Consider the following 14,648-nt stretch of genomic DNA (forward strand, 5'->3'; position numbering starts at 1 on the left):
GAATAGCACAGATGGCATAGGTTTCACATAAGAAAAAAGAACGATTTTCTACAAAAGTGTCCAAATTGATCCATTTATTTCCGTTTTTCCTGCCGAAGTGACGGTTACGTCATCATTTCCCGGGAAAGGAAAATATCTGGCGCTGAATACCTCTTCTCCATCATTCAAAAACAATTCAATCGAGGATGCATCCAGAAAGAGCTGCACGGAATGCACCTCGCTGATGGCGCAGCTTCTCTTTTCTTTTTCTTCTCCGCTGAAAGCGGTGCGCTCCAGCACAGCCAGCCCCTCTTCCTGATGAAATATAAACCGAGCCGCGCCCCGAATTGAGATTTCAAAACCGGATTCGCAAGTGATGTCTTCCAGCAGCACTTCAGCCCGGGACGCATCTTTCACCGGGAGGCTTACAGACGAACAATTCAATTGAAGCCGGCGCTTTTGTTCATCCGTGCGGCGCGATTTCATTTCCGGGAGCGGGCGCTGTATGATTCTGCCGTTGGACAGTGACAGCTGTCTCGGCATCGTTAAGCAGTGAATCCAGTGATACGCATGTGTCGGATGTTTGTCCTCATGCTGATCCGGAACCCCCATCCACGCGAACAGAATTCTCCGTCCCTTATCATCTTCCAGCGTCTGCGCCGCGTAAAAGTCAAATCCTCTGTCAAGCTCCGTAAATGCACCGTGCTTAAATTCTGGCGGCTCTGTATGCAGCCTGCCGAGGAAATAGCCCGCCTGGTGGCTGTTATGATATTCTATCCCGTCGGCTTCAAGCCCCTGCGGACATACGAGCAGCACGTCGGTTCCGTCAAGGGAAAACAAGTCGGGGCATTCCCACATATAACCGAATGACCCGAGACCGCCGGAGTCCGCCCCCGCAATCGCACCGAGAAACGTCCAATCCGTCAAGTTCTCTGATGTGAACAACACAGCGCTTCCGGTGAGCTTTTCTGTCTGCGCGCCAAGCACCATGTAATACGCTCCGTCTTTCTTCCAAACCTTCGGATCACGGAAATGAGCGGTATAGCCTTCCGGGAGACGCGCGACAACTCCTTTTTTTTCAAATACGATCCCGTCTTCGGATACGGCGAGGCATTGATACGTTTCCCGATTGCCTTCTCCGTCACGGACATTGCCTGTGTACATCAGGCAGAGCCGCCCGTCTTTTTCGATGGCGCTTCCGGAATAACAGCCGTTTTTGTCATACCACTCACCCGGCGCAAGCGCGATTTCTTCCTCTTTCCACTCAACGAAATCCTTCGTCGTCACATGCGCCCAAAATTTCGCGCCGTGCCCCGTATGAAATGGCTGCCATTGAAAAAACAAGTGATATACGCCGTTCCATTGGATCACGCCGTTCGGATCATTTAAAAGCCCGACCGGCGGCATAATATGATAGTTCTGGCGGTATGGATCTGACGCGGCTGTTTCTCCCCGCTTCTTTTTTGCTTCCTCAGCCTGCAGGCGCAGCTCTTGATCCGGTGTCCTCATTTGACGGCCTCCTTTTCTTTAGCTCCCATAATGTAAGCGGCAATAAACGCCGAGACAGAGGCGATGCCCATTCCGATCAGATAGTTTATAAGATTTCCTAAACCGAGCGGAGCCGTGATGGCAATCATCGGAATTCCGGTCAGACCGTAGGCATTGGCGGCGACACCGGTCACCACGACATAGGCCCCTCCCAGCGCGCCGCCGATCATTCCCGCGATAAACGGCTTGCGGTACCTTAGGTTTACACCGAAAATGACTGGTTCGGTTACGCCGAGAAAAGCGGAAAATGCGGCAGGCAGAGCGATTTCTTTCATTTTCGCTTTTTTCGTCAGGAAAAATACAGCCAGTCCCGCCGCACCCTGAGCGACATTCGCCATCGACCAGATAGGAAGGATATAGTTTCTGCCCAAATCAGCGATGAGGCCGGCCTCAATCGCATGAAAGCTGTGATGCACACCGGTAAGCACAATAAGCGGATAAAGACCGCCGAAAAGCAGTCCGGCAACAATGCCCGCATGATCATACACATATGTCAGCGAGACGGTAATGCCTGATCCGATCGCCCTGCCAAGCGGACCGATTGCGATAAAGGTGATAAATCCTGTGACAATCACCGTGACAAACGGCGTGACCAATAAATCGAATGCGTGAGGCACAATTTTTCTCGTGCCCTTTTCCACTTTGCTCATAATGTAAACGGCTAACAGTACGGGGATGACCGTCCCTTGGTAGCCGAGCAGCGCAATGTCGAAGCCGAAGAGCTGCATAAAATCAGGTGATGCATCCGCAAGCCCCCACGGATTCAAAAGCGCCGGATGGATCATAATTCCCCCGAGCACGGCACCGAGATAGGCATTACCGCCAAATTCCTTCGCCGCGCTGAACCCGATGAATACGGGCAGGAAGATAAACGCCGCGCTTGAAAACATGTCTAAAAGCTTAAACAGCGATGATTGTTCAGACACCCAGTGAAAAGCCTTCATCATGCCGAGCAGCCCCATTAAAAGTCCGCTTGCCACGATAGCCGGAATGATGGGAACGAATATGTTAGACAGTGTCTTCGCAAATCTTGCGGCCGGATTCAGCTTTTTTTTCGCTGCGTCCTGATGTGTCTCACGATCCTCCCGCCCCAAATCGGCTTCTTTTGAAAAAGCGTCATACACTTTATTCACGAGGCCGGTGCCGAATATAATCTGATATTGCCCCGAGCTGCTGAAAGCCCCTTTTACGCCTTCTATTTCTTCAATGCCGGCCTGGCTGATCTTCTGTTCATCTTGAATGACGAGCCTGAGCCGCGTCGCGCAATGTGTCGCGCTGATGATATTTGATTCCCCTCCGATATGTTTGATAAGCTGTTTTGCCGTTTCTTGATAATTCATGATGTATCCCCCTTTCTAAAATCAAAAAAGACCTAAAATTCGCCAACGAAAAAGGTCAGCATGATCCCTTTTTCATGTACGCAAATTTTAGGTCTTGCCTGCATTACCAGTCACAATCCCGCCGGATTCAGTTTTTTTAATGCGCTTTCATTCTATTCCATGATAGCGCTTTCGTCAATATGTTTTCAAAAAAAAAGTCTGTTTCTCGAAACAGACGCGTTATTCCGGGTTTTTTTGCAGACGCTGGACATGCAGCGTGATATAGCCGGCCTCGGATTCCGGCAGTTCCAAATCATATTCAGTTCTTAAAAACGCCGCCAGCTCAAGCGCACACCGATAAGCAAACGGATACTTTTTTTGGATGAAATAAAGCATCTCCTCGTCCATGGAATGGAGTGCTTCATTTGAGTCCAACCGGCTGACCGCATACCGTAAGTGCGTGACGAGGCGCTGATAGGAAATACTGTCTTCATCCACCTTCTGTTCGAAAAAGGATTCGATCTTTTCGATCATTTCTTTGATCATGGTTGTATGCTTCATCGCCGAATACATGCTTTTGGCATCCGCCTTGGCAGTGTGGATATGAAGCGCGATATACCCCGCCTCATCATCAGGCAATGATATACCGAGGGTTTGTTTCACGTGTTCAACCGCCCAGCGGCCGATCTCATATTCTTTTTTATAAAGCGCCTTAATTTCATGAAGCAATCGGTTATGCACCTGAAGGCCGTTTTGAATCCTTTCGATCGCAAAGGATAAATGGTCCGCCAGCGCAATGTGGATGTGATCGCTCAAAGGTGCCGCAAGCTCTCCCTCCGCATGGCTGATGATATCTTCAGCCGCCTCTATATGCTCTTCGGGAAGCGTTTCTAACACTTGTTTGAACTTTTCATTTTCGTCGTGCACGACAAATATTTTTTCAATTTTATGTTTTTGAATCACATCATTTTTTCTCTTTTGAAAAGCGATTCCGGGACCCATTACGATCTTTTCCCGTCCGTCTTCTTTTATTAACGCCGCATTGTTATTTAATACTTTGTCTATTCTCAAGAGGTTCGCTCCCGTTCTTATGTTTAGTGGGATTGTACCCTCTTTTTCATATGATGTAAAGGTGTCGGACCCGCGCGCTCCCGTTTCGGCAATTCTTTGCGGACAGGCATCCATCGGTTTTTATCCAGCCTGCCGCGGGCCGATTTCGTTTCATCGGTCAAATCCGCCGATCGGACACGGCTCACAAACGAAAAAGCCCCAGCCGTCCGCTTCGCTTTCTTATAATAAGCCGCTTGGTTTCCGTACACGGCGGCTAATGGATATCTTCCGTTACCCGGCGCCATCCAGTTCATCAGAAAGACCATCCACACCCGTAAAGATACTAGCAAACGTTTCATTGCAAATCATCCCTCCGCTTCTTTTTGACAGACAGCTTGTTCGCAGGCCTGTTTTTCTCTCCGCTTTAACGGAAAAGGCGGCCGATCCTTCTCCGCTAAAAACTAGCGGGTCTAGCAACCCTATGACTCTATGATAGACGCGGCCGGGCGAATTGTTTGTCACAATATGAGTGAAAAAACAAACTAGTTTTCAGAAGTTTTGTTGAAAGCTGATGGAAATGAACTGAAAAATGGAAAAGCCGATAAAAAAGTTATACACACCTTATCCCTTGGTTAAGCACAGCTTAAACACAGGGTATATCCACATATCCACAAACTCGATCTATATTTTGTATAGGAACACTAGTTCCCAACAATATATATACACAAATTTATTCAGTTATACACAGGATTCTGTGTATAACTCCCTCCTTATTCACAGACCAATTTCCATAAATGAGTCATATGTCACAAGGATTATTTTGAATTTTCAAGAAATATATACTAGATTTCTAATTTAGATAAAGAAAAAGGGGGAAACACGATTGAAAAAAGGAATCATTCGTTATCTGCTTCCGGCTTTTGTCTTATCCTTTACCTTATCCACAAGTTCACAGGCTGCGCCGGCTTCAAAACCGCAAACTCCTGATCTTGAGAAGGCTGAGGTGTTCGGTGACATTGATATGACCACCAGCAAACAAACGACAGTCATCGTGGAGCTGAAGGAAAAGTCACTGGCGGAAGCAAAGGAACTCGGCAAAGCACAGACAAAAAGCCAGCTGAAAAGCGAACGCGCAAAAGTGAAAAAGAAAGCGCTCAAAACCATTAAACACGGAAAAATCAACAGGGAATATGAGCAAGTGTTTTCCGGCTTCTCCATGAAACTCCCGGCAAATGAAATCCCCAAACTGCTGAGTGATCAGGATGTCAAAGCGGTTTATCCGAATGTCACCTATCATACCGATCAGCTCAAAGATAAAGACATCACCCTATCTAAGGATGCCGTGTCTCCGCAGATGGATGACAGCGCGCCTTATATAGGGGCAAATGACGCGTGGAAGCTCGGCTATACGGGTAAAGGCGTCAAGGTTGCCATTATTGACACCGGTGTCGAATATAAACACCCTGACTTAAAGAAAAATTTCGGACAATATAAAGGATACGATTTTGTGGATAACGATTACGATCCTGAAGAAACGCCGTCCGGTGATCCGAGAGGCGCGTCGACTGACCACGGAACCCATGTCGCGGGCACGGTAGCGGCAAACGGAACGATCAAAGGCGTCGCGCCGGATGCTACACTCCTTGCCTACCGTGTGCTCGGTCCGGGCGGAAGCGGAACAACGGAGAACGTCATCGCCGGCATCGAACGCGCCGTACAGGACGGAGCGGATGTCATGAACCTTTCTCTCGGCAATTCTGTGAATAACCCAGACTGGGCGACAAGCACGGCGCTTGACTGGGCGATGTCAGAAGGCGTCACGGCCGTTACATCAAACGGAAACAGCGGGCCGAACAATTGGACCGTCGGCTCTCCGGGAACGTCCAGAGAAGCCATCTCCGTCGGAGCGACCCAGCTGCCGCTGAACGAGTACGCCGTGTCCTTCGGTTCCTATTCCTCAGCGAAAGTAATGGGCTACAACAAAGAAGATGACATAAAAGCACTGAATAAAAAAGAAACAGAGCTCATAGAGGCGGGTATCGGCGAGCAAAAGGATTTTGAAGGCAAAGATCTGATGGGAAAAGTCGCTGTCGTCAAACGGGGCAGCATCGCCTTTGTGGATAAAGCAGACAACGCCAAAAAAGCGGGCGCGATCGGTATGGTTGTGTATAACAATGCCCCGGGAGAAATTGAAGCCAACGTACCGGGCATGTCCGTGCCGACGATTAAGCTTTCATCAGAAGACGGCGAAAAACTCGTCAGCCAATTAAAAGCGGGCGGCACAAAAGCGACATTCAATTTATCCGTGGCTAAATCGCTCACTGAACAAATGGCAGACTTTTCGTCACGCGGTCCGGTTATGGACACGTGGATGATTAAACCCGACGTCTCCGCTCCCGGCGTAAACATCGTCAGCACCATTCCGACCCATGATCCGGCCGACCCGTACGGCTACGGATCGAAGCAGGGAACGAGCATGGCTTCCCCGCATGTAGCCGGCGCAGCTGCCGTCATCAAGCAGGCCAAACCGAAATGGAGCCCGGAACAAATAAAAGCCGCTCTCATGAACACGGCCGAAACCTTAACGGACGCGGACGGTGACGTATACCCGCATAATGCGCAAGGCGCCGGAAGCATCAGAATCATGAAGGCGATCAAAGCAGACTCCCTTGTCGCCCCGGGAAGTTATTCTTACGGAACTTTTATGAAAGACAAAGGCAATGAAACGAAAAAAGAAACCTTTACGATTGAAAACCAATCGTCCATCAGAAAATCATATCAGCTCGAGTACTCTTTCAACGGCACGGGCATTACCGTTTCGGGCACAGACCGGGTCGTGATCCCCGCTCATCAAACCGGAAAGTTCAATGCGAAAGTAAAGGTCAATGCCAAAAAAGTAAAGGCGGGCACCTATGAGGGAACCGTCACAGTGCGTGAAGGCGGAAAAACAGTCGCAAAAGTGCCGACGCTGCTGATTGTAAAAGAGCCGGACTATCCGCGCGTGACGTCAATCGACGTGCAGGACGGCACAACGCAGGGAACCTACCAAATTGAAACCTATCTTCCGGCGGGAGCCGAAGAGCTTGCCTTCCTTGTATATGACAGCAATCTTGACTTTGTCGGCCAAGCCGGCATCTACAAAAAGCAGGATAAAGGCTATCAATATTTCGACTGGAACGGCAAAGTCAATGGTGACAACGCACTGCCGGCAGGAGAATATTATATGCTGGCCTATGCCGCGAACAAAGGGAAATCAAGCCAGGTGCTGACTGAAAAACCTTTTATCATTGAATAACCGAACAACCCTGCTGGAGCATCAGCAGGGTTTCTTTCTGATCATTCGGCAAAAGCTTCTCGAAGCAGGCGGTATGACTGAAGTTTATCTTCAAAATGATGAGTAATGGTTACAGCCATCACTTCTTCCGTTCCGTATGCTTTACTGAGAGCCAGAATCTGTTCTTTCACTTGTTGCTTCGTTCCGATGATCATTCGATTCCGATTATCGGCAATTCGTCTTTGTTCATACGGTGTGTACGTATTGCCGCGGACGGTTTCGTAAGACGGTACGCCGTGAAGCGGAATCCCCTGTTCACCCGCAAGCAGCGTATAATCCATGACGGCCGCGAGTTCCTCCGCTTTCTCCTCCGTGTCCGCGCACAGCACAAACACCGCCACGGCTGTTTTTGGTTCTTTTCCTAATGCGGAAGGTTTAAATCTGCGCTTATATTGTGCTGTCGTGCTTTCTCCGCCTTCACCATTAATAAAATGGGCAAACATATAGCCTGCTCCCATTTCTGCGCTCAGAAGCGCGCTTTCCCCCGAAGAACCGAGAAGCCAGACTTCCGGCGCCGTCTTAATAAGGGGTGATGCGGTCAGATTCGGAAAACGGTGATTGTCATCAGCTGCATCATGCAAATACATCGCCAGCTCACGAAGCTGCTGCGGATATTGATCAGCGTTACGCTTCCCGCCATCATTCAGCGCCCATGATGCGATCGGCATTCCGCCCGGCGCTCTCCCTAATCCGAGATCGATTCTGCCCGGCGTCAACCCTTCAAGCACGCGGAAATTCTCCGCCACCTTATATGCACTGTAATGCGGAAGCATGACACCGCCCGAGCCTACACGAATCTCATTCGTTTTCGCCGCAATATGGCTGATCAGCACTTCAGGGCTTGAACCCGCCAACCGCTCTGAAAAATGATGCTCTGACACCCAAAACCTCTTATATCCGAGCTTTTCCGCCTCCTGCGCCAGTCTTACTGTATTCCGCAGAGCATTTTCCGCAGAAGACCCTTCTGATACAGGAGATTGATCTAATATGCTTAATGAAATCATCACTGTCACCTCATCAACATCGTACCACTGCTAAGCCGTTTTTTCTTTCTGTATGCTTATAAGCATCCCTGATGATAAACATATATATACCTTGTTCCATTTTGTCGAAATATGTTACACGTGAAACATAAAAACCTCTCCCCGTCAGGAGAGGTTTTTTCTTAATTCTTTTGAAAACCTTTATCTTTTACATATTGATTTAAATAGGTTCTCGGTTTTTGTTTCATGAACTGCAGGATTTGATCAGACCACGTTTCAACCCGCTTGCCGTTTGTCCGTTTATCATAATAAGCGGAAATGGTTTCATCATATTCCTTCATATAACTGCGGAAGTGTTCTTCATTCGTATCGTACGTGTTTTCATGATATACGGCTTGTTTCGGCAGGCGCGGCTTTTGACCGGACGGATGAGCGGGATGACCGACTACCAAGCCGAACAGCGGCAGCACATGGTCAGGCGTTCCAAGCACTTCCGTCACCTGATCAAGTTCATTTCGAATGCCTCCGATATAACAAATGCCAAGTCCCATTGATTCCGCGGCAACACTTACGTTTTGTGCGGCAAGTGCGGCATCAATGACGCTGACCATAAACATTTCCGTATTCTCAAGAAGCTCGGTAATGTTTTCGCCTTTTTCCTCAGCAAGTTTTTTATGGCGGTACAAATCAGCGCAAAACACAAACAAGTGCCCGTTATTCTCGACGTAAGGCTGGTTTCCGGCCAGTGCCGCCAGCTTCCGCTTTTTCTCCTTATCAGTTACGCCGATGATGGAGTAAGCCTGCACGTAACTGGACGTTGACGCCGCCTGGGCGCTTTTCACTAATGTATCTATCTCTTCTGCTGTCAGAAGCTCGTCAGTAAATGATCGGATCGACCGATGATTAAGTATGGTTTCAATGGTATTGTTCATATAAAAGCCTCCTTCTCTCTATATCATATCCGAAAGGGAATCATGTCAAAAGCGAAATGCTCTAAACAAAAAAAGACAGCCCGAAAAACGAGCCGTCTCACATTAAGAATTGAACAAGTAGCTTTTATATTTCGTCAGCTGCACACTTGCGTTATATACGATCCCGAAGCTGATTAATGTAGAAAGCACCGAGCTCCCCCCATAGCTGACAAACAGCAGCGGAATACCGGTAACCGGCATAATGCCGATATTCATCCCGATGTTCTGGAAGGTGTGAATCACGATAAGTGCAGTAAATCCTACGCAAAAAAACGCGCCAAATCGGTTAAACGCATGCAAGCGGTCAATCAGCACCACAAGTCTGTAAATTAAAAAGAAAAACATGACAACCGCAATGGCGCAGCCTAAAAATCCAAAACTTTCACCCAAAATCGCAAAGATAAAGTCGGTCTGTCCCTCAGGTACATACACCTTCAGATTATGAACGCCGTTTCCGGTAATGCCGCCCGATCCGATCGCCATAACGGCCTGATCCACCTGCCAGCTTTTATCGCTCTCTGCCTGAGTCGTTGCCGCACTGGAGTCAGACATCCACGATGTAATCCGGTTAATTTGATAATCCGCAATGCCGATTGAATTCGCCACATGGGGAAATTCAATTACCAGCACTAAGAAAAGGCCAAGCACAAGCGCGGCCGAACCGCCGATAATGGTGATCAGCTTCCAGTTTACACCTGACATAAACACCATCACCATAACGATAAACAGACAGATCGCACCCGTTCCGGCATCCTGCAAAACGATCATCCCGATCGGAATAACCGTCCATGCCGCAATTTTCAAAAGCAGATTCACATCTTCCCTAAGTGACCTTTGATCCTTCGGGCCCGCCTTCGATATAATGGACGCGACCATCATCATAATTCCTATTTTCGTAAACTCTGAAGGTTGAAGAGTGAAGCTGCCGATTTTAAACCAGCTCTTCGCTCCGTTTTTAATCGGCGCGATGGATTCCGGCGCCACACGCAAAAGGAGCAGCGACAGCACGCCGGCAATTAACACGTACAGACTCAGTTTTTCAAGCTGCTCTAAATCAAAATACATGATACTGACCATGAGACCGGCTCCGATGACATAAAAGACGATCTGTCTTATCCAGGCATCACTTCCGTACTGCCCGAACTGTCCGGCCGCATAAATCGCCGCAACACTAATTATTAAAAACACACCAAATATAAAAATCAAATCCCCCTGATAATAGGGATTTTGCTGTTTCTTATATCGACTCATTCTATCCCGCCTTACATTTTCATCGGAAGTCACTATTGTTTATTATACATGAACACCGTTCAAGAAAACATGATGAGGTTGCTTCCTTTTTATTTTTTACGGTTTGGGGACTACACGACATATGACGTGTCAGAAAAGGAAATGTTTCGGTCATGATGAAACTTTTCCGATAAAAAACCCCTTCTCGTCAGAAAAGGGGTTTCAGCCTATGTTTAACGTCATAAACAAGCTGTTCGGGTCCTCTTTATAATGTGCAAACGGATTACAATATTGAAACCCGGCTTTTTCATACAGACGTCTGGCGGGGAGAAAAGCCTCCATAGAACCGGTTTCCAAGCTGATCCGCTGATAGCCCCGCCGCCTTGCTTCTTCAATCATATGGCGGAGGATCCGGTTGGCTGCACCTTTTCTGACATGATGCCGAGAGGTTTTCATTGATTTGATCTCACCGTGCCGGCTGTTTAGCTCCTTTAAGGCACCGCAGCCGAGCAGGATGCCGTTTTCCCTCGCACTCCAAAACGTAACGTCAGGCTGACGCAGCCGGTCCGCATTGAGCGCATGTATACTTTCCGGAGGAGAATGCATGGTCATGCTCTTCAGATGATCCTGCAAAAGCGCAATGACATCCGGCGCTGTGACATCTTCTTTCCTTACGTCCACTTCAAACCACCCTTGCTGTGCATGTTTCTTTGACCATAGCAAAGGTTCATAGCCTGCGCCATTCCATTGTCCGGAAATGTGACAGGGTATTTGGCCTTTCCGGTTTCTTGTACCTATCCAAAAATGAGGCAATAGTTGCAATACATTTCTCGAAAAAGCGGTATCAAAAATTGGAAAACATGGTATAATAATTGTAACAAAATGTTCAAAAAACGACCACAAAACAGACACATTTTATTCTCTGTATTTCATTTTGGAAACGCTCCCATAAAATGAAAGGAGACATGTAAGATGGACATGTTTTTTGCTTATTTACTGGTCGCAAGCGCAACACCCCTCTTTATCTGGCTGGATAACAAAAAAGTCGCTCTTTCGGCCATACCGCCAATTATTCTCATGTGGGTTTTCTTCTACTTTTACGCAACCAGCAGCCTATCCCCTCTCGGCCACACACTTATGATCATCCTGTTTTCCGTCAACGTCATCGTTGCCCATATCGCCGCCTTTATCATTTACGGCCTTCCGCGCCTGCGCCGGAGAAGAAGCCAATAAAGGCACAAAAAACCCTCTTCGCCTGAACGAAGAGGGTTTCTTTTTATTCCTGATGTTCGGAATGATGCTTTGCACCGCCAGGAGGGTTTCCATCCATATGGTCACCGTGATGGTAGTGCGCCGCAAAGATCCAGATGGAACCAAGGATGATAACAATCGCTCCGAAAAATCCGAAGAGCGTGTTTCCGACTTGAATTCCGCCGTTTTCGCTTTCTGTCATGTGCATGAACATGAGAAGCTGAAGACCGGCTTGGATAAATGCGAATCCGAAAATGATCCAGAGTTTTGCTGATGGGCTTAATTCCGTATATACTGCAACCCAAAGGGCCAGCAGGGTCAGAATAATAGACAACGCAAAACCTACGATATGCTTCCACGGAAAGTGGCTGTGTTCAGCAGATTTGTTTGCCATATTATAGTCCCCCCAATCCGATGAGATAGACGCCTGTAAAGATGAAGATCCAAACAACGTCTAAGAAGTGCCAGTATAAACTTGAGATAAAGATTTTTGAAGACGTCTGCGGCGTTAATCCGCGTTTCTTCAATTGCAGTAAGATGCCGGCAATCCAGAAGATACCGATCGTTACGTGCGTTCCGTGCGTTCCCAGAAGGACGAAGAATCCAGACCAGAAAGCACTTGTACCGAGAGATGCTCCTTCATGTACATAGTGGATGAACTCGTTAAGCTCACATCCGACGAAGCCCGCGCCAAGAAGAAGCGTAATGATCGTCCAAATGACGACGCCTTTTAAACTTCCGCGACGCATTTCATGAACAGCGATCCCGCAGGTGAAACTGCTGATCAGAAGCAGGAATGTCATGATCATGACAAGCTTCACTTCAAATAATTCAGCCGGTAAGACTCCTCCTGCTGTTCTTCTTTGAAGAACGAAGAAGGTTGCAAATAGTGTTGAGAACAACACAATCTCTGCCCCTAAAAAGATCCAAAACCCGAGAATATTGAGTCTGCCGGTTTCAGATTGATATTCCATAGGCGCGTTAGAATTGCCGTGTTCTGCATGTTCCATAAATCACGCCTCCTTTATTCGGAAATCTTTCTTTCCGTCTCTTTTATTTCTTCAACAGGTATATAGTAGCCATTGTCATATTCAAATGAACGAAGCACCATGCAAAGCAGAATGCCGATCAAGCCGACAATGCCCATCCAGAACCATTCAAATACAAGTCCGAAGCCTGCAATACCGAACGCCACTGACATAATAAGCGGTCTTCCGGAGTTGTGCGGCATATGGATTTTCTTGAACTTGCTTTCCGGATGAATATCCGTTTTGTCTTCTTTCAATTGCAGGTACGCATCTTGAGATTTCACTTCAGGAAGCACCGCAAAGTTGTAATGCGGCGGAATCGCAGATGAAGTCGCCCACTCAAGCGTACGTCCCACGCCCCATGAATCTCCGCTGATCTCGCGAGTAGAGTAGCGGAAGCTGTAGTAGATGTTGTAGCAAAGGATTAAGAATCCGACACCCATCATGAAGGCTCCGACAGTTGAAATAAAGTTTAATGCAGTCCATCCGTCATTCGGTCCGTAAGTGTAAATACGGCGAGGCATACCTTGCAGCCCCAAGAAGTATTGAGGGAAGAAACATACATTAAATCCGATCATAAAGATCCAGAAGAACCATTTTCCGATTCTTTCGTTCAGCTTGTGGCCGAACATTTTCGGATACCAGAAAATAAATCCTGCGAAACATGCAAATACCGTACCCGCGATCAGCACATAGTGGAAGTGAGATACGAGGAAGTACGTATTATGGTATTGATAATCGGCTGCAGCCATCGCAAGCATAACCCCTGTTACCCCGCCGACAACGAAGTTCGGGATGAACGCAAGCGCCCACAGCATCGGTGTTGTAAAACTGATCCGGCCTTTATACATCGTAAAGAGCCAGTTAAAGATTTTAACCCCGGTCGGAACCGAAATCGCCATCGTTGTAATCGAGAAGAAAGAGTTAACGGACGCACTGTTCCCCATTGTGAAGAAGTGGTGAGTCCATACTAGGAAACTCAGGACGGAAATGGCGATAATTGAGCCGACCATCGCTTTGTAACCGAATAACTGCTTTCTTGCAAACGCTGAAATAATTTCAGAGAAAATACCGAATGCCGGTAAGATAACGATATATACTTCAGGGTGTCCCCAAATCCAGAACAAGTTAGCCCAAAGCATCGGCATACCGCCGGCTTCCAGCGTGAAAAAGTGAGCGCCGAACAAACGGTCAAATGATAACAGCGCCAATGCCACTGTCAAAACAGGGAAGGCGAATACGATAATAACCATTGTAATCAGCGTCGTCCATGTGAACATCGGCATACGCATCAGCGTCATGCCTTTCGTACGCATTTTCAGGATCGTCACCATAAAGTTGATACCCGTCATCAGCGTACCGATACCGGCAATCTGAAGACCGAGCAGGTAGAAGTTCTCACCAGGCCCGGGACTCATGTCGTTGCTTGCCAGCGGCATGTAACTCGTCCAGCCTGCGTTCGGAGAACCTCCGATAACAAAAGAAATATTGAAAAGCATCGCACCTACGAAGAACGTCCAGAAACTCAGGTTGTTCAAGTAAGGGAATGCTACGTCGCGCGCACCGATCTGCAAAGGTACGACAACGTTGATCAGACCGATTAAAAACGGCATCGCCATGAAGATAATCATGATCGTACCGTGAGTCGTAAAGATCTCATTATAGTGGTTTGAGTCTAAAAAACTGTTATTAGGAAGCGCTAACTGGGCGCGCATCATCAAGCCGTCGACCCCGCCGCGGAACAGCATGATAACAGCAGAGATAATGTACATGATTCCAAGTTTCTTATGGTCTACAGACGTAAGCCATTCAGACCAGAGCCACTTCCACTTTTTGAAGTATGTGAGTACAACGATGATAGCAATAGTGGAAAGCGCAATGGAAACTTGTGCGCCCAGAATTAATGGGTCACCTGTTACAAAAAATTCATCCCATCTCAATTTCATTCGGGCTTC

The 14,648-nt window shown here is 47.7% G+C and carries 13 protein-coding genes; 2 read left to right on the forward strand and 11 right to left on the reverse strand.

Features of this window, described 5'->3' with window-relative positions:
* Positions 1-48 precede the first annotated feature (48 nt).
* The 4 genes from NYE68_RS20240 to NYE68_RS20255 all read right to left on the reverse strand — a co-directional run bounded on the left by NYE68_RS20240 (position 49) and on the right by NYE68_RS20255 (position 4,255).
* Complete coding sequence (locus tag NYE68_RS20240) at positions 49-1,488, reverse strand: sucrose-6-phosphate hydrolase (RefSeq protein ID WP_015418479.1); 1,440 nt, start codon at positions 1,486-1,488, stop codon at positions 49-51.
* Positions 1,485-2,867 (reverse strand): sucrose-specific PTS transporter subunit IIBC, encoded by a 1,383-nt coding sequence (locus NYE68_RS20245; RefSeq protein ID WP_007614557.1) that lies wholly within the window; start codon positions 2,865-2,867, stop codon positions 1,485-1,487. Before NYE68_RS20245 ends, NYE68_RS20240 begins: the two co-directional genes overlap by 4 nt.
* 219 nt (positions 2,868-3,086) lie before the next feature.
* Entirely contained in the window at positions 3,087-3,917 is an 831-nt protein-coding gene (locus NYE68_RS20250; RefSeq protein ID WP_015418481.1) for a transcription antiterminator, read from the reverse strand.
* 23 nt (positions 3,918-3,940) lie between these two features.
* Positions 3,941-4,255, reverse strand: coding sequence for a hypothetical protein (locus tag NYE68_RS20255; RefSeq protein ID WP_033574359.1), 315 nt, complete (start codon positions 4,253-4,255; stop codon positions 3,941-3,943).
* Positions 4,256-4,779: 524 nt separating this feature from the next.
* On the opposite strand from NYE68_RS20255, the gene NYE68_RS20260 reads away from it, so the two are divergent.
* Positions 4,780-7,191 (forward strand): S8 family serine peptidase, encoded by a 2,412-nt coding sequence (locus tag NYE68_RS20260; RefSeq protein ID WP_324636263.1) that lies wholly within the window; start codon positions 4,780-4,782, stop codon positions 7,189-7,191.
* 41 nt (positions 7,192-7,232) lie between these two features.
* On the opposite strand, the gene NYE68_RS20265 is transcribed toward NYE68_RS20260, so the two are convergent.
* The 4 genes from NYE68_RS20265 to NYE68_RS20280 all read right to left on the reverse strand — a co-directional run bounded on the left by NYE68_RS20265 (position 7,233) and on the right by NYE68_RS20280 (position 11,095).
* The gene (locus NYE68_RS20265; RefSeq protein WP_033574357.1) at positions 7,233-8,234 is read right to left on the reverse strand and encodes an LLM class flavin-dependent oxidoreductase; all 1,002 of its coding nucleotides are present in this window, start codon (positions 8,232-8,234) and stop codon (positions 7,233-7,235) included.
* 161 nt (positions 8,235-8,395) lie between these two features.
* Positions 8,396-9,145, reverse strand: a complete 750-nt coding sequence (nfsA, locus tag NYE68_RS20270; protein ID WP_007407708.1) for an oxygen-insensitive NADPH nitroreductase — start codon at positions 9,143-9,145, stop codon at positions 8,396-8,398.
* 102 nt (positions 9,146-9,247) lie between these two features.
* Entirely contained in the window at positions 9,248-10,435 is a 1,188-nt protein-coding gene (locus NYE68_RS20275) for an FtsW/RodA/SpoVE family cell cycle protein (RefSeq protein WP_020958010.1), read from the reverse strand.
* Between the two features lie 201 nt (positions 10,436-10,636).
* Entirely contained in the window at positions 10,637-11,095 is a 459-nt protein-coding gene (locus tag NYE68_RS20280) for a GNAT family N-acetyltransferase (protein ID WP_031378592.1), read from the reverse strand.
* 291 nt (positions 11,096-11,386) lie between these two features.
* Here NYE68_RS20280 and ywcE point away from each other — a divergent pair, with 291 nt between their 5' ends.
* Positions 11,387-11,647 carry a spore morphogenesis/germination protein YwcE gene (gene ywcE / locus NYE68_RS20285; RefSeq protein WP_015418485.1) on the forward strand — a complete coding sequence of 87 codons (261 nt, stop codon included), beginning with the start codon at positions 11,387-11,389 and terminating at the stop codon, positions 11,645-11,647.
* Between the two features lie 43 nt (positions 11,648-11,690).
* On the opposite strand, the gene qoxD is transcribed toward ywcE, so the two are convergent.
* From qoxD to qoxB, 3 genes are read right to left on the reverse strand one after another with little or no spacing between them, the layout of a single operon-like run.
* A complete protein-coding gene (gene qoxD / locus NYE68_RS20290; RefSeq protein WP_007407711.1) occupies positions 11,691-12,059 on the reverse strand; it encodes a cytochrome aa3 quinol oxidase subunit IV in 369 nt (122 codons plus the stop codon).
* Position 12,060: 1 nt separating this feature from the next.
* On the reverse strand, positions 12,061-12,675 hold the full coding sequence (gene qoxC / locus NYE68_RS20295; protein WP_003150930.1) for a cytochrome aa3 quinol oxidase subunit III: 615 nt from the start codon (positions 12,673-12,675) through the stop codon (positions 12,061-12,063).
* Positions 12,676-12,689: 14 nt separating this feature from the next.
* Positions 12,690-14,639: a cytochrome aa3 quinol oxidase subunit I gene (gene qoxB / locus NYE68_RS20300; RefSeq protein WP_012118743.1), complete on the reverse strand. Its 1,950-nt coding sequence runs from the start codon at positions 14,637-14,639 to the stop codon at positions 12,690-12,692.
* Positions 14,640-14,648 lie beyond the last annotated feature (9 nt).

The organism is Bacillus sp. FSL R5-0447 (genome assembly GCF_038606125.1).
GTDB lineage: Bacteria > Bacillota > Bacilli > Bacillales > Bacillaceae > Bacillus > Bacillus velezensis.

What these genes read in the sequence shown, in the direction of transcription:
- NYE68_RS20240 (WP_015418479.1), bottom strand. Translation starts at nt 1,488, where the DNA reads ATGAGGACACCGGATCAAGAGCTGCGCCTGCAGGCTGAGGAAGCAAAA.
- NYE68_RS20245 (WP_007614557.1), bottom strand. Translation starts at nt 2,867, where the DNA reads ATGAATTATCAAGAAACGGCAAAACAGCTTATCAAACATATCGGAGGG.
- NYE68_RS20255 (WP_033574359.1), bottom strand. Translation starts at nt 4,255, where the DNA reads ATGAAACGTTTGCTAGTATCTTTACGGGTGTGGATGGTCTTTCTGATG.
- NYE68_RS20265 (WP_033574357.1), bottom strand. Translation starts at nt 8,234, where the DNA reads ATGATTTCATTAAGCATATTAGATCAATCTCCTGTATCAGAAGGGTCT.
- nfsA (WP_007407708.1), bottom strand. Translation starts at nt 9,145, where the DNA reads ATGAACAATACCATTGAAACCATACTTAATCATCGGTCGATCCGATCA.
- NYE68_RS20275 (WP_020958010.1), bottom strand. Translation starts at nt 10,435, where the DNA reads ATGAGTCGATATAAGAAACAGCAAAATCCCTATTATCAGGGGGATTTG.
- ywcE (WP_015418485.1), top strand. Translation starts at nt 11,387, where the DNA reads ATGGACATGTTTTTTGCTTATTTACTGGTCGCAAGCGCAACACCCCTC.
- qoxD (WP_007407711.1), bottom strand. Translation starts at nt 12,059, where the DNA reads ATGGCAAACAAATCTGCTGAACACAGCCACTTTCCGTGGAAGCATATC.
- qoxC (WP_003150930.1), bottom strand. Translation starts at nt 12,675, where the DNA reads ATGGAACATGCAGAACACGGCAATTCTAACGCGCCTATGGAATATCAA.
- qoxB (WP_012118743.1), bottom strand. Translation starts at nt 14,639, where the DNA reads ATGAAATTGAGATGGGATGAATTTTTTGTAACAGGTGACCCATTAATT.